Source organism: Kribbella sp. NPDC004536 (assembly GCF_042873835.1).
GTDB lineage: Bacteria > Actinomycetota > Actinomycetes > Propionibacteriales > Kribbellaceae > Kribbella.
Window position 1 is genome coordinate 1265056 of sequence record NZ_JBIALY010000003.1, and the last position, 15348, is coordinate 1280403.

General features: G+C 67.9%; 12 protein-coding genes. 6 read left to right on the top strand and 6 right to left on the bottom strand.

Annotation, left to right across the window (positions count from 1 at the left end; translation table 11 throughout):
• Nucleotide 1 precedes the first annotated feature (1 nt).
• The 3 genes from ACFYRU_RS31425 (at nt 2) to ACFYRU_RS31435 (ending at nt 2154) form a co-directional block, all read left to right on the top strand.
• Nucleotides 2–445 (top strand): nitroreductase family deazaflavin-dependent oxidoreductase, encoded by a 444-nt coding sequence (locus tag ACFYRU_RS31425; protein WP_387665186.1) that lies wholly within the window; start codon nt 2–4, stop codon nt 443–445.
• A gap of 150 nt (nt 446–595) precedes the next feature.
• Complete coding sequence (locus ACFYRU_RS31430) at nt 596–1318, top strand: CDP-alcohol phosphatidyltransferase family protein (protein WP_387665188.1); 723 nt, start codon at nt 596–598, stop codon at nt 1316–1318.
• On the top strand, nt 1318–2154 hold the full coding sequence (locus ACFYRU_RS31435; protein ID WP_387665191.1) for a hypothetical protein: 837 nt from the start codon (nt 1318–1320) through the stop codon (nt 2152–2154). The genes ACFYRU_RS31430 and ACFYRU_RS31435 overlap by 1 nt, the downstream gene beginning before the upstream one ends.
• Here the strand turns inward: ACFYRU_RS31435 and ACFYRU_RS31440 are convergent.
• Nucleotides 2151–3320: an AAA family ATPase gene (locus tag ACFYRU_RS31440; RefSeq protein ID WP_387665194.1), complete on the bottom strand. Its 1170-nt coding sequence runs from the start codon at nt 3318–3320 to the stop codon at nt 2151–2153. The two genes, ACFYRU_RS31435 and ACFYRU_RS31440, sit on opposite strands and share 4 nt — an antisense overlap.
• A 91-nt stretch (nt 3321–3411) precedes the next feature.
• Here ACFYRU_RS31440 and ACFYRU_RS31445 point away from each other — a divergent pair, with 91 nt between their 5' ends.
• Together ACFYRU_RS31445 and ACFYRU_RS31450 are read left to right on the top strand one after the other, a co-directional pair.
• Nucleotides 3412–4344 carry an NAD-dependent epimerase/dehydratase family protein gene (locus ACFYRU_RS31445; protein WP_387666065.1) on the top strand — a complete coding sequence of 311 codons (933 nt, stop codon included), beginning with the start codon at nt 3412–3414 and terminating at the stop codon, nt 4342–4344.
• A complete protein-coding gene (locus ACFYRU_RS31450; RefSeq protein WP_387665197.1) occupies nt 4344–5255 on the top strand; it encodes an RNA polymerase sigma-70 factor in 912 nt (303 codons plus the stop codon). The genes ACFYRU_RS31445 and ACFYRU_RS31450 overlap by 1 nt, the downstream gene beginning before the upstream one ends.
• A gap of 61 nt (nt 5256–5316) precedes the next feature.
• On the opposite strand, the gene ACFYRU_RS31455 is transcribed toward ACFYRU_RS31450, so the two are convergent.
• The 5 genes from ACFYRU_RS31455 to ACFYRU_RS31475 form a co-directional block, all read right to left on the bottom strand.
• The gene (locus ACFYRU_RS31455; RefSeq protein ID WP_387665199.1) at nt 5317–7188 is read right to left on the bottom strand and encodes an ABC transporter ATP-binding protein; all 1872 of its coding nucleotides are present in this window, start codon (nt 7186–7188) and stop codon (nt 5317–5319) included.
• Nucleotides 7185–8849, bottom strand: coding sequence for an ABC transporter ATP-binding protein (locus tag ACFYRU_RS31460; protein ID WP_387665203.1), 1665 nt, complete (start codon nt 8847–8849; stop codon nt 7185–7187). The genes ACFYRU_RS31455 and ACFYRU_RS31460 overlap by 4 nt, the downstream gene beginning before the upstream one ends.
• Nucleotides 8850–9161: 312 nt before the next feature.
• A complete protein-coding gene (locus ACFYRU_RS31465; RefSeq protein WP_387665205.1) occupies nt 9162–10382 on the bottom strand; it encodes an MFS transporter in 1221 nt (406 codons plus the stop codon).
• A 63-nt stretch (nt 10383–10445) separates the two neighbouring features.
• Nucleotides 10446–12209, bottom strand: a complete 1764-nt coding sequence (locus ACFYRU_RS31470) for a hypothetical protein (protein WP_387665208.1) — start codon at nt 12207–12209, stop codon at nt 10446–10448.
• Nucleotides 12202–13263, bottom strand: coding sequence for an ATP-binding protein (locus ACFYRU_RS31475; RefSeq protein ID WP_387665211.1), 1062 nt, complete (start codon nt 13261–13263; stop codon nt 12202–12204). Before ACFYRU_RS31475 ends, ACFYRU_RS31470 begins: the two co-directional genes overlap by 8 nt.
• Nucleotides 13264–13361: 98 nt before the next feature.
• On the opposite strand from ACFYRU_RS31475, the gene ACFYRU_RS31480 reads away from it, so the two are divergent.
• Entirely contained in the window at nt 13362–15194 is a 1833-nt protein-coding gene (locus ACFYRU_RS31480; RefSeq protein ID WP_387665213.1) for a hypothetical protein, read from the top strand.
• Nucleotides 15195–15348 lie beyond the last annotated feature (154 nt).

A 15348-nucleotide genomic window follows, 5' to 3' on the forward strand; every position in this document is an offset into this window, starting at 1 on the left:
CATGACATCGAAACATGAGGACGACTACGCGCCGAGTACCGAGGGGTGGGTGCGGGACCAGGTCGACAAGGTGACCGCGGCCGGGACCACCGATGCGGTCAGCATCCAGGGCATGAAGGTGGTGCTGCTGACGATGCGCGGTGCCAAGTCCGGGAAGCTCCGGAAGGTGCCGTTGATGCGGGTCGAGCACGACGGGACGTACGCCGCGTTCGCGTCGCTGGGTGGCGCGCCGAAGAACCCGGTCTGGTACAACAACCTCAAGGCCGACCCGAAGGTGACGCTGCAGGACGGTGACGTCGTCGGCGAGTACGTCGCGCGCGAGATCGACGGCGCCGAGTACGACGAGTGGTGGGTCCGCGGCGTCGCCGCCTACCCTCCGTACGCCGACTACCAGACCAAGACCGACCGCAAGATCCCGGTCTTCCTACTGGACCGCGTCAACTAAGTCCTTGCAAAGATCTCGCCCTACCTGACGGTCGGTGACAAGGGCGGGCCCAGGCTTGTGAGACGCTGGCGACGGCCGGGTTCACCGTGACCCGGCCCGGCGCGCTGCGTCGGGAGAGTTCTGGGAGTTGTCCTGACCACACACGACGCGGTGCGGGAACCGTTCGTCGGGTCGACGCGGCTGCGTCTGGCCGGACTTGCACTGCATGCCTATACCGCGAGCGGAACGGTGCTCGCGCTGCTGATCGTGATCGCCGCCATCGACGGCGACGCCGTCCGGGCGCTCTGGCTCGGGCTGGCGGCCCTGGTGATCGACGGTACCGACGGGATGCTCGCGCGCCGGCTGCGGGTGAAGGAGACCATCCCGTGGTTCGACGGCGCGATGCTCGACAACATCGTCGACTACCTGACGTACGCCTTCGCGCCGATCGTGCTGCTCTGGACCGGCGGCTACCTGCCGTCCGGCACCTGGGGTGCGGTCCTCGGCGCGCTGCCGTTGCTTGCTTCCAGCTACCAGTTCTGCCGGGTCGACGCGAAGACCGAGGACCACTTCTTCCTCGGCTTCCCGAGCTACTGGAACGTGGTCGCGTTCTACATCATCGTGCTCGGCCTCAGCCCGGTCGTCACCGGCGTACTGCTGGTCGTGTTCTCGGTGCTGGTCTTCATCCCGGTGAAGTACGTGTACCCGTCGCGGACCAAGGCGTTCCGCTCGCTGAACCTGCTGACGACGGCGGTCTGGCTGGCGTCGTACGCCGTACTCCTCGCCCAGATGCCGCACCCGAACGCGATCGTCGTCGTGATCTCGCTGGCCTACCTGGTGTACTACGCGGCCCTCAGCCTGTACCTGACCTGGCGCCGTAGGGTCGTCGCGTAGTGGTCCTCGGTCTCGGCGCGGCCCTCGGTGCCGCGGTGCTGTTCGGTGTCGGTGCGATCGCCCAGGCGGTCGGTTCGCGGAAGGTGCCGACGGAGTCGGAGCTGGATCCGCGACGGCTCGGCGGGTTCGTGGCCAAGCTGCTCAAGCAGCCCGCGTTTCTCGGCGCGCTGGCGCTGAACCTCGCGGGCTTCGGTCTGCACTTCGTCGCGTTGCGCCTGCTTCCGCTGTACCTCGCGCAGGCGGGGATCGCGGTCAGCCTGGTCGTGACGGCGTTGCTGGCGACCCGGTTGATGTCGGACCGGCTGAGCGCGCTCGAGTGGTCCGCGGTGTTCGGCGTCGTGGTCGGGCTCGGGCTGCTCGCGGTGGCGGCCGGTGACGCGGGTGCGAGTGCACAGCATCACGGGCTCACCGTCGGCATCGTCGTCGGCCTGGTCACCATTGCCGTACTCGGCGGTGTCGCCAGCCGCTCACAGCATGGCGCCTCGACCGCGCTGCTCGGCCTGCTGGCCGGTCTCGGGTACGCGGGCGTCGCGATCTCGGCGCGCTTGCTCAAGGACGGGTCGCTGAGCCAGCTGCTCCACAGCCCGACGCTGTACACGCTGCCGATCAGCGGGGCGTTCGCGTTCATCCTGTACTCGCTGGCACTGCAGCGCGGTTCGGTGACGCTGGCAACGACGCCGATGATCGCGCTGCAGACCGTCACCCCGGCGGCCGTCGGCGTCTTCGTCCTGGGCGACGCCGTACGCGCGGGCTGGTGGCCGGCCGCGATCGCCGGCTTCGCGTTGTCGGCGACAGGCTCCGTGATTCTCGTCCGCTTCGAATCGGTCAAACACTAGCGCGACGGCCACTTCCACGGCGGCTCGTCGAGAGGGCCTTGGCCGGTGATGCTGGTCGCGCCCTGCTCCTTGATCAGTTCGATGGTCTGGAGCTCGGGGGCGAGGGCTGCCAGCGCGCTGATGAACGGGCGCGAGTGCGAGACGACGATCACCTGCGTCTCCTTGGCTGCCGTGACGACCAGGTTCGCGAGCGCGGGCAGCAGATCCGGGTGCAGGCTGGTCTCGGGTTCGTTCAGAACCAGCAGTTCGGGTGGTCGTGGGGTCAGTAGCGCGGCGACCCACAGCAGGTAGCGGAGGGTGCCGTCGGACAGCTCCGCACCGGAGAGCGGACGCAACAACCCGTGCTGATGGAAGGCGATCTCGAACCGGCCCGCGGTGTTGACGACCTCGATCCGGCTGCCGGGGAACGCCAGCTCGACCGCCTCGTCGAGAGAGCCCTTCGAGCCGATCTCGCGGATGGTTTGCAGCGCAGCCGCCAGCGTCGCCCCCTCGGGATCCAGGACCGGTGTCCGGGTGCCGATCTGCGCCTGCCTCGCCGGAGCGTCCACGTCGGTGCGCAGATGATCGTAGAACCGCCACGCCCGGATCCGTTCCCGGAGAGCGAGCAACTCGGGTGCGCGGTGCGGGTCAGCGAACTCGCTCAGCATGCTGTCGAACGGTTGCAAAGGGTGCCCGCCGTCCTGCCACTTGCCGTCGTCGCCGCGGATGCGTGCTCCGTGGCCGGCACGTTCCATCAGCAGTGTGGCGGGTCGGAGGAACGGTCCCGCCCACAGCGCCTCACGCTTGATCTCCGGATCGAGGTTGAACGCTGACGGTTCGGCCCGGACGCCGCTGACCGCGATGGGGAGCCCGAAGTCGACCGCGTACCCGTAGTCATCGGAGGCGAACCCCATCCGCAGAGCCACCGGGCCGGTCCGTACAGTGCCTTGGACGGGGCGGTCCTTTCGCACATGCTCGGGGCCGGCCCACAGCGTCGACTGCAAACCACCTTCACGGGCGAGCGCCGCGACGGCGCCGTTGCGCGAGGCGTCAGCAAGCAGTCGGAGCGCCCGGTAGAGGCTGGACTTCCCCGTGCCGTTGGCCCCGGTCACCACGTTCAGCGCCAGTAGCGGCATGACGACCCGTCGCAGTGATCGGTAGTTCTCCACCGCCAGCGTCGTCAGCATGCGACCACGCTACCGACGGCCTCGGACAATCCGATGTCACAGGCCGAGGGACTGTCTCGTCGGAAGGGTTAAACGACGAGGAGTGATGATGATGCGGGTGTTTGTTGCCGGTGGGAGTGGGGTTCTCGGGCAGCGGTTGGTGCCTCAGTTGGTGGGGCGGGGGCATCAGGTGACTGCTACCACGACCAGCGCGGGCAAGCTGGGGTTGTTGAAGGCTGCTGGGGCTGACGGTGTGGTGATGGACGGTCTCGACGGTGCTGCTGTCGGTGAAGCGGTGGCGATGGCCAAGCCCGATGTGATCGTGCATCAGATGACCGCGATCTCGATGACGCATGCGGGCAAGCCGGACATCAAGCATCCGGACAAGTGGTTCGCCAAGACCAACCGGCTGCGTACTGAAGGCACGGACCACCTCCTGGCCGCGGCTGAAGCCGTGGGAGTGCCGCACTTCGTCGCGCAGGGCTACGCGAGCTGGAACGGTGTCCGCGAAGGCGGCTGGGTCAAGACAGAGGAGGACCCGCTGGACCTTCTCGAAGGTACGGCGGCGTACGTCGGACTCAAGGCGCTCAGCCGGATCGAGGACCTCGTACTGAAGACTGGTGGAGCCGTGATGCGCTACGGCGCCTTCTACGGGCCGGGAGCCATCGACGACCAGGTGGAGCTCGTACGCAAGCGCCAGTACCCGTTGGTGGGGAAGGGGACTGGTTACAGTTCGTGGGTGCACCTGGACGACGCTGCGAGCGCTACAGTGCTGGCTGTCGAGCAGAAGGTCACCGGTGTGTTCAACATCGTCGACGACGATCCTGCACCGGCCAGCGACTGGCTGCCGTACCTGGCGCAGTGCGCGGGTGCGAAGCCGCCCATGCGCATCCCGGTGTGGCTGGCGCGACGGCTCGCAGGGGACCAGGCTGTGGTGATGATGACCGAGGGCCGCGGTTTCTCGAACGCCAAGGCGAAGCGGGAGCTCGGCTGGACGCTCAAGTACCCGTCGTGGCGGCAGGGCTTCAAGGCTGAGCTGTCCTGATGGAGGAGTTCGAGCAGTTGCGTCCACTGCTGTTCTCGATTGCCTACCGCATCCTCGGTAGCGTCAGCGAAGCAGAAGACGCCGTGCAGGAGACGTGGTTGCGGTATTCAGCTGTGGAGACCAAACCCGTGTCCACGAAGGCCTTCCTGTCAGCGGTCGTCACCCGCATCTCCATCGACGTACTGCGTTCCGCCAGACGCAGGCGGGAGGAGTACGTCGGCCCGTGGTTCCCGGAGCCGTTGCTGTCGGACCCGTACGAGGACCCGGAACGTGCTGCCGAGCTGGCGGACTCCGTTTCGATGGCGGCGCTCCTCCTGCTGGAGCGGCTGTCTCCGCTCGAGCGGGCGGCGTTCGTACTGCGGGAGGTGTTCGGGTTCGGCTTCGCGGAGGTCGCGGCTGCTGTTGGGCGGTCGGAGGCGGCGTGCCGGCAGTTGGTCGTGCGTGCCCGGCGGCACATGGAGGCCGGGCGGACCAGGTTCGCGGCTGATCGTCGGGAGCGGGAGGAGCTCGCGGTCCGGTTCTTCGACGCGTTCAAAGAAGGTGCTGTCGGCAACTTGATGGAGTTCCTGGCCGCCGATGTCCAACTGGTCGGCGACGCCGGTGGCAAGGCGCCGCAGTGGGGGCGGGGCGTGGTCACGGGGGCCGGCAACGTGGCGCGGATGCTGGCCGCGCTGGCGGAACCGTTCGCGCGGATCGGCGGTGTGGTCGAGCCGCGCGAGGTGAACGGGCAGCCGGGCGCCATCTTCCGGGACAGCGCCGGCCGGGTGGTGAACACCTGGACGCTGGACATCGCCGACGGGCAGATCCAGGCGATCCGCGCGGTGGTGAACCCGGACAAGCTCCGGCACATCGGCCCGCTCGCCGACGCCTGGGCCGTCGTCCGCGACACCGGCGCCGCCCGCCGCTCGTGAGCCGCCCGGGGACAAGCGAAGGGGGCGCAGCCGACGGCTGCGCCCCCTTTACTTGTTGCTGTCAGGCCAGGGATTCTTCCCAGGCTTGGTGTAGTCCGGCGTAGTGGCCGTCGACCGTGATCAGGTGGTCGGGTGAACCGTCCTCGATGATCTGACCGTGCTCGAGCACGAGCACCCGGTCGGCCGTCTCGACCGTGGACAGCCGGTGCGCGATCACGATCGCGGTCCGGTCGGCCAGGATCGTCTTGAGCGCCCGCTGGATCAGCCGCTCGCTCGGGATGTCCAGGCTGGACGTGGCCTCGTCCAGGATCAGTACGGCCGGGTTCGCCAGGAAGGCCCGGGCGAACGCGACCAGCTGCCGCTGGCCGGCCGACAACCGCGATCCACGCTTCTCGACCGCGGTGTCGTACCCGTTCGGCAGCGCGGTGATGAAGTCGTGCGCGCCGATCACCTTGGCAGCCTCGACCACCTCCGCCATCGTCGCGTCCGGCTTGCCGAACCTGATGTTGTCCGCGACCGACCCGGTGAACAGGAAGTTCTCCTGGGTCACCATCACGACCCGCTCGCGCAGGTCGTCCTCGGACAGGTCCCGCAGGTCCACGCCGTCGAGCAGCAGGTGCCCGCTGGTCGGGTCGTAGAACCTGGCCACGAGCTTCGCGATCGTGGTCTTGCCGGCTCCGGTCGTACCGACCAGCGCGAGCGTCTGGCCCGCCGGTACGTCGAGCTGCAGACCGGGCAGCACCGGTACGCCGTCGACGTACTCGAACCGGACCTTCCGCAGCTCCAGGTGACCGTGCGCCGGGCCAGGCTTGGCCGGCTGGATCGGCTCCGGTACGTCCGGAGTCTCGTTCAGTACGCCGGACAGCTTCTCCAGCGCCGCCGACGCGGACAGGAACGTGTTGTAGAACTGCGTGATGTCCTGCAGCGGCTCGAAGAACTGCCGCAGGTACAGCAGGAACGCGGTCAGTACGCCGACCGTCACGTGCCCGTGGTACGCCTGGTAGCCGCCGTACGCCAGGATCGCGACGATGGTGATGTTGCCGACGCCCTTGATCGCCGGCATGAAGATCGCGTTCAGCCGGAACGACTCGAGGTTGGCCTTGCGGTAGCGGTCGTTGACGCCGTGGAAGATCTCCTCGTTGCGCGGCTCCCGGCGGAACGCCTGCACCGCGCGGATCCCGGTCATCGACTCGACGAAGTGCACGATCACGAGCACGACGGCCTCGCGCGTCTGCCGGTAGACGATCGCGGACCGCTTCCGGAACCACGCCGTCAGGATCAGCAGCGCCGGGAACGACAGCAGCGCGAGCAGACCGAGCTTGACGTCCAGGGTGAGCAGGATGATCGACGTACCGACCAGGGTCAGCACGGCGGTGACGAGGCTGTCGAAACCGCTCGCCAGCATCTCGTCGATGACGGCGACGTCGGAGGTCAGCCGGGAGATGACCCGGCCCGAGGTGAACTTGTCGTGGAACGCCGGGCTGAGCCGCTGGAAGTGGTCGAAGACCCGCTTCCGCAGCCCGAGCAGGATGGTCTGCCCGAGCCGGCCCGAGCGCATCAGGAAGATCTGCCGCGCCCACGCCTGCAGCAACGCCGACGCGAGTACCACGATGACGATGGTGATCAGCTGCTTGGAGCCCTCACCCGCCAGGATCGGCGGGATGCCCTTGTCGATACCGAGGTGGACCAGGTACGGCACGGCGAGCCGGGCGGCGTTCTCGACGATCACGATCACCACCAGCAGCCAGATCAGCTTCTGGTACGGCCGGAGCAGCTCCCCGAGCAGCTTGCGGGAGTCCTCCTTCAGCCGGATGGTCGTGGCGCGGGAGATCTCGCGGTCGGGGTCCTCCTCGAACAGACCCCGCCACTTCTGTTCCTCCGGCTGGGCTTCCTGTTCCTTCGGCTGAGGAGGTGTTTGCTGGGTCGTCGTCATGCGTGCACCTCCTCTTCCTCCGCCGCCAGCAGGTGCCGGTACTCCGGGACCGTGGCCAGCAGCTCCTGATGGGTTCCTACGTGGGTGACCGTGCCGTTCTGCAGCAGGGCCACCTTGTCGGCCAGCATCACCGTGGACGCGCGGTGCGCGACCACGATGCCGGTCGTGTCGGCGAGCACGTTCTGCAGCGCCTCCTCGACCAGGGCCTCGGTGTGTACGTCGAGCGCGGACAGCGTGTCGTCCAGCACGAGTACCGCGGGCTTGGCGAGTACTGCGCGCGCCAAGGCCAGCCGCTGCCGCTGACCGCCCGACAGGGACATGCCCTGCTCACCGACGCGGGTCTCCAGGCCCCACGGGAGGTCGTTGGCGAACTGTGCCTGGGCGACGTCCAGCGCCTCCTGTACCTCTGCTTCAGAGGCGTCGGGCCTGCCGAGAGTGAGGTTCTCCCGGACGCTCATGGAGAACAGCGTCGGGTCGTCGAACGCGGAGGCGACCGCGGTCCGCAGTGACACCAGGGACAGGTCCCGGATGTCGTGGCCGTCGATGGTGATCCGTCCGGCGGTCACGTCGTACAGCCGGGGGACCAGTGCGGTCAGGGTGGTCTTGCCGGACCCCGTGGCGCCGACCAGGGCCAGCGTCGTACCGGGCGTGAGGTCCAGGTTGATGTCGTGCAGCACCTCGGTCGAGTCGTCGGAGAACCGGAACCCGACGTGCTCGAAGCGCAGGTGGCCGCGCGAGTTGGTGAGCTCGTCCGGACCGGACTTGATCACCGAGTAGGTGTCGAGGATCTCGCTGATCCGGTCCGCCGCGGTCATCGCCTCCTGCGCCATCGCCAGGATCGCGCCGAGCGAGGTGACCGGCCAGACCAGCGACAGCATCAGCGTGATGAACGCGACCAGGGTGCCGAGCGTGATCGCCTCCCGGCCGACGGCCAGCGCGCCGAGCAGCAGCACGATCACCAGGGTCAGGTTCGGGATCACGCCGAGGAAGCTCCAGAACCGGGACGCGAGCCGGACCTTCTCGACCTCGGTGTCGTACAGCGTGGTCGCCTCGTCGTCGAACTGCCGCTGCACGTACGGCCGGCGGCCGAACGCCTTGATCACCCGGAAACCGAGCGCGGACTCCTCGATCCGGGTGGCCAGGTCGCCCTGCTGGTCCTGCACCTTGCGGGAGATCCGCAGGTACTTCTTCTCGAACTTCAGCGACACCATGACGATCGGTACGGCGGCCACGAGGACGACCAGACCGAGCGGCCAGTACAGCTGGAGCAGCAGGATCGTGACCACGATCAGCTGCAGGATGTTCATCACCAGGAACAGCAGGCCGAAGCCCATGAACCGGCGGATCGTGGACAGGTCGGTGGTGACCCGGGACAGCAGCTGGCCGCTCTGCCACTTGGTGTGGAACTCCATCGGCAGCGACTGGAGCCGGACGTACAGGTCGTGCCGGAGCGTGGCCTCGAGGTCGCTGACGGTCCGGGACTGCGCCCAGCGGCGCATCCAGACCAGGATGACCTCGGAGATGCTGAGCCCGAGGGCCAGCAGGGCCAGTGGCACCAGCATGCTCAGCTCCCGGCGGGTGACCGGGCCGTCGATGATGGCCTTGGTGACCAGTGGGACGGTGAGGCTGACGCCGACGCCCAGCATGGCGGTGGTGAACATCACCGACAGACGCCAGCGGTGTGGCTTCAAATAGGGACGCAGCCGCCAGAGGTTGCGGCTACGTTCTGGGGCATGGTTGGAAGGGGCAGCGATCGACGGCGCTTGGACAGTGTGCTCTGAGGGCATCTGGACGGGCGCACTTCCCATCTACTTCGGTTTTGATTGGGGTTCGGCGACCTGAAAACGGCGCACTTTCCAGTATCGCCCAGTAGGTAAGCGCTTGTCCTGCCAATTCCATTCCCGGTGAATGAATCGCAATAGGCCGTTCCGGCCGTACGCGGCGAAGGGTCGTCGACCTATCACGGATCGCAATCAGTCCCGCACAACCGATCGCGCGACCTCCGGCAGGTCGCGGAGTCCGCGGAGCGGCGAGAGGGCCGCGACCAGCATTCCGGCGAGCATGCCGGCGGTGACGATCAGCAGCGTGGGGCGGATGCCGAAGGCGGTCGCGAGCACTCCGGACGTCGCGGCGCCGACGGTCTGGCCGCCGATGACGAGTGTGCGCCACGAGGAGGTGACCTGCCCTACAAGGCCCTCCGGAGCGAGGGCTTGGCGCAGGGTTCGTTGCGGTACGCCGAACAACGACATGCCGAGTCCTGCGCAAGCCGATCCGAGCAGGATGACCGGTGTCACGCCGGTGAACAGTGCGACGCCGTTCAGTGCCGCCAGGAATACACCGGACAGATAGCAACGGCCGATGCCGACCCGATTGCACCAGGCGGTGGCGACAAAGGTGCCTGCTACCGCCGCGGCTCCGAACACGGTGAGGTTCAGCCCGACGAACGCGGCCGACTGATGCAGTTCGCGGACCAGGAACAGTACGACTAGCGGTCCCAGCATCGCTCCGGCCATGGCCGCAATTGCCGCCGAGAGCACGAGCGGCCTGAGCATTGGGTGGCCGAACAGTACGCGTAGTCCAGCAGACAGCCGTACTTCGGACCGCGGTCGGGCGGGTGGCCGCTCCGGCTCGCGGATGAGGCACGCCGACACGATCGACACGACGTACGACGCCGCGTCGACCAGGATGGCGAACGGTGCCGTCAGCACCTGTACGAGAAGACCGGCTGCCGACGGGCCGAGCGTCCCAGCGAGGTTGTAGTTGAGCAGCGCCGCGCTGTTGGCCCGCATGAGGTCTTCACGCGGTACGAGCGACGGGATCATCGTCTGCGAGGCGGTGTCGGACAGCAGAGCCATCAACCCGGTCAGTACTCCCACCACATACAACTGCTCGATCCGCAGCCAGCCAAGGGCTGCCGCAGCAGGGACTGAGCCGAGAAGAACGAGCGCTCCGAGGTCCGTCCAGATCAGGACGCGTCGCAACGGCCACCTGTCGACCCAGACACCGGCATGGAGTCCGAACAGCAGATGCGGTGCGATGGACAACGCGGACAACACGCCCATCTCCAGGGCCGACGCCTGCAGGGTCACGACGGCTACCAGCGGCAAGGCGACGCGAGTCACCGCACTGCCGGACGCGGACACCAGTTGCCCGATCCACAGCTTCCGGAACTCACCTCTCACAACCCATGCCATGCCGACGAACCTGTCACGCAGCAGAGCCGCCCGACTACGCCTGTTCGCCACGAGCAGAGCAGTTCACTCAACGCGAAACACGGGACCCCTTGCAGTGAAAGGGAGTGATGCGCCACGAGGGATCAGCCAGGCATGCTCGCGCCGTACGCGCACCACGTCGCACTGGCCGTCCGTGATCAACAGGATCGGGCCGTCAACCGGGAAGTCGTCCGCACGCTCCAGCAGGTTCACCCCGGGCTGTAGAACGGTCCCACCGCGCCCCCGGACCTGCATCCGGCCGGCGATGTCGTCGACAGGTACGTAGCCTGCGTCGTAGGCAGCCGCGTCGCAGTACACGACTCGCGCGGCGGGCACGTCGCGTGCCCGTGAGTACGAGGCGATCGCACCGAGTGCCTTGCCGAGCAGTTGGCGGTCCATCGAGCCGGACGTGTCCAGCACGACGCCGTACGTCGGGAGGTGCTCGAGTTCGACCGGGCGGATCCAGCCCGGGCGGGGGATGTCCGGCGTACTGGACTGGCGTCGCGAGGCACGCGCGTACGTACGGCGCTTCTCTACGGCAGGTATGTGCTCCTCGAACCAGCGGGCGAGCTGCGCGTCCCACGCTAGCGGCGGGTGGTCCAGCGCGCGGATCTCCTCGACCAGCCCGGCGGGGAGTGTGCCGCGCGAGGGGTCGTGGTACGCGAGCCCTGTCGTCAGTGCGCGCCGGTAGATGTCGTCGAGACCAGCGGCTCTCGCGGCTTCACCTGCGTGCGGCAGCGGGTGACCTAGTACGTCGCCGAGCCCGACGCCGCGCAGCGTCGCCAGCTTGCGGTAGCGGCGCAGGTCGGTGGTGATGCGGTCGTAGACCTCCTCGGCGGACATGCCCTTCAGCTGCGGGTCGTACAGCACACCGTCAGGCAGCGTTCCGACACCCATCTCCACCAGCCAGCCGTTGATCACCAGGTCCGCCGCGACGTTCCACAGGTACGGGTCACGGCCGCCGACGCGTTCACCGTGGCGCAATGCGGCGTGCAGCATCTCGTGGGCCATCACGAACCGCCACTCGCTCAGCGTGAGGTCGGTCAGCGGGTTCACGTAGATCTCGCCCGCCGACGCGTTCACCGCGGCGAAGTGGATGTCCCAGGCGCGGGCCAGCTCCGCCTCGGCGACGATCGTCATGCTCGACGCGATCGCACCGAGCAGCGGGTACGACGAGACGAACCAACCGAGCGCCAGGTCCCACTTCTCGCGACTCCTGCCCTTCAACGACGAGCGGGCGCCGCCGGCAACTTCGACAGCTGCTGCCGCGGCCGCGGACAGGCCGGCAGCGAACAGCTCGCTCCAGACCGGCGGCTTGCCCCAGCCGTTCCAGCGAGCCGCCTGCACATCGGCTGTGTGTCCCGCGACGCCTAGGCCCTCGTACTCCGGCGGGATGCCGGTGCGTCGCCAGAGCCTCGCCAGCGCGTCCTCTTCCATGCTGGGAAAGGTCGTCGGTAGCTCCACGATCGGTGTGCCGAGCTTCAGCGACTGCAGGTAGCTGTTGACGGCTACGTCGTACGCAGCGCTCGCGGCTGGATCGGGGTTGGGCCGGTCATGGCCGAGACCGAGATGGACCAGCAAGTGGGCGAAGACCCACGACCACTCCTGTGGTGTCGCTCTGCGGGTCCGGTGCACAGCGATCCGGCCGGTCGAGTCGATCGTCGCCCAGGCGTCGTTCGGGATCGCGTCGTCGCGGATCGGACCGCTCGCCCAGTGGGCCATCGGCGCGAACAGCGGGTGCCTGACGACCGCGCTCCAGCCGGCCTGGATCGCCTCGAGCGCCGGGTCCTGCTTCCGCTTCTTAGGCACGGGCCGCGACCAGGCGTGGCAGGTCGCGGCTGACCTCGACCAGGAACCACGTCGGCAGTACCGGACGGCCTTCGTCGTCGGACGCGATCACCAGCTGCGCGACTTCGAGCGAGATCTCGGCCAGCTCCACCAGCAGCGCCTTGCCCCGGTGTGCGAGCTGACGGGCGGCCGGGCTCGCGGAAGCCTTGTCCGCGGCCAGTTCCTTGATCAGGCGTGCGCGGAACGTCTCGGCGAGGAAGTACAGCAGGTCACGGTCCTCCGGCGCCGCCGGCCAGCCGGCCTCGCCCTTGAGGACGGCGTCGAGCCCGAACGCGTGCCGGACCGTCTTCACGTACGCGCGGAACGTCGAGGCATGCGCCGCCGACACGGTTCCGAAGGCGAGGACCCGGAGCGTCTCGTCGGACACGTCGTCGCCGTACGAGTGCAGGGCGTCCGACAGCATGTGCCAGCTGCGCGGCGTGGAGAACGGCTCCTCCGTCTTCGGCGGTGCGGTCCACAGGTGGTCGGGGCGGTTGCGCAGGTACTCCAGTACCCACTGGTGGATGCCCGCGGTACCGGCCCACTCCAGCCAGTCGCTCGCGGAAGCGCGTAGGTGGACGTGGACCAGCCGGTTGACCAGGGCGCTCGCCATCGGACGGGCCAGCGCGTTGTCGGTGGCGCGGTTGCCGGCGCCGATCACGACGGACCCTTCGGGCAGCTCGTACTCGCCGATCCGGCGGTCCAGGATCAGCGAGTAGAACGCCTTCTGTACCTCGGCCGAGGAGGCGTTGAGCTCGTCCAGGAACAGGCAGTACGGCTCGTCGCGGGCGATCGCCACCGGCGGCGCGAACCGGCTGCGGCCGTCGACGATCTGCGGTACGCCGATCAGATCCTCGGGCGCGAGTTGCGTGCCGAGGAGCGTGACACACTCCAGACCGAGCGAGTCCGCGAACGCCCGCACCAGACTGCTCTTGCCGATCCCGGGTGCGCCCCAGAGGAAGACGGGGCGTACCACCGCGACGTGCAGCAGTACCTCGGGCAGTTCGGCTGCCGTGACCGTGATTGCTGCCTGCATACCGTCCCTTCGCTGTGGTCAACGCTCTAGGATCCTCTGTAGGTCACGGTGTGTCACCTGGTTATGGGGGTCTCGTGTTGGGTGCCAGAGCGGTTGCTGTGGGTTCCGTCGTGTTGCTGTCGTTGACCGCGGGGCAGGCGCGTGCTGCTGACCCTGTCGAGGCCGGTGTGCTGGTGCCGGGGCATGCAGCGGCGGACGTCGCCGTGTCGGGTGCGCGTGTGGTGGTGTCGGATCCTTCAACTCACACGGTGTACGAGACCAGCAACAACGGGACGACCTGGACCGCATCAGGAGGCACCAGCAGCGGTAAGGCCCTGCAGTTGGAGGGCTCCACGCTGCTGACGTTCGACGGGAGCACTGCGAAGGTCGGCGGGCTCACGTTTCCAGCTACTGACGACGTGGTGCTTGGTAAGGGCGGGGTACTCGCTTCGCATCGCGCACCGAGCTCTGCGACCGCGGAGGTGTACGACGTCGCCAGCAAGACCAAGCTGGCCGACGTGGCGCCGCCGTTCGCGCTGTCCGGCAACACGCTGTGGAAGGTGACCGAGCCAGGGCACTTGGACGGCAAGAACCTCACCACCGGCGTCGTGAAGACCGTGCTGGTCGCCGGCGCGTGCAGTGTCGGCGCGGGCGCGGTGAACGGACGCTGGGCGGTGCTGAGCGGCTGCAACCAGGTCGTGGACGTCAACGGCCCGCAGCCGCCACGGAACCTGACGGTCGGGGCGGACTCCCAGCTGGGCAACGGGTTCACCGTACAGACCTCCGGCTCCAACCTGGTGGTGACCGATCTCAACGACCCGGCGCTGGGGCAGCACACCTACGGCCCTGTCCGTGACACGAGCTTTCGTGCGGACGGGTCCGGGCTGGCCAAGCTCGTCTACGCCGACCCGTCCAACGCGGTACGTGTGGCCACGCTCAGCTGGCTCACCCCGGACCCGCAGCCGCGCCCGGACACAGTCGCGCCCGTACTGACCAGCGCGACCGCCGGTGACCGCGTACGCGATAACACAAGCCTGACCTTCGAATGGGCATACGTGGACCCGCAGGACCCGAACTCGCCTGCCAGCGGTGTGAAGAGCTACGACCTGCGCTACCAGCAGCGCGTCAACCGCAGCTCGCCGTACGGTGCATGGAACCAGCCCGCGGCGTGGCAGGGCCTCACGACGACCGGTGCGAGTCTCACTGCTCCCATCGGTACGGACACGTGCTGGCAGGTCCGAGCACGCGACTACGCCGGCAACCTGAGCGCCTGGAGTGCGTCGTACTGCAGTGAGGTCGACGGTACGGCACCTTTGCTGGCCACCTGGCGCATCGGCGACCGCGTGCAGCTGAGTGGATCGGCCACGGTGCGCTGGGCGTACAAGGACGACACCGGAGTCGCGTCGTACGACGTGGTCTATAAGACGGCCGCACCGGGCGCCGCGCTCGGGAAGTGGATTTACCCAGCCGTTTGGCAGAACACCCGGATCACGTCGATCACCTGGACTCCCAGGCTCGGCTGGGACGAGTGCTTCATGGTCCGGGCCCGCGACTACCTGGGGAACGTGTCCGCCTGGTCGGCCCCCATCTGCTCCGTCGTACCCGACGACGACCGCGCCTTGACCTCAGCCGGCACGGTGACCCGCACCACGAGCACCCTGGCCTTCCAAGGCACCACCACGGTTCTCAAGGCCAACGGCGCCTACCTGACGAAGGCCACCGAGGCAGGACTGCGCATTGCGCTCGTGGCGATCCACGGTCCCGGCCAGGGCCGCGTGGACATCTACCACGCGAACATCAAGATCGGCACAGTCTCGCTGTCGGCGTCGACCACCAGCCGCGTCGTGACCTACCTCCCGACGACGGTTTTCCGCACCGGGGCGGTCAAGATCGTCTCCACCTCGACGGCTCCGGCAACGATTGACGGCATCGCCTTTCTGCGCGCTCCCTAGGCCAGGCAGAGAATTTCGGTACGTGTCGGTCCCGATCGCGGTTTGATTACGGCAGGACGGGGGGAAGACACACGGAGTACTGAAAAGACTCGGGGACTGAACTGGGAGGGAACCCTTGTCACTGCAGTATCCGTCGGCCGGAAACGGCGACGAC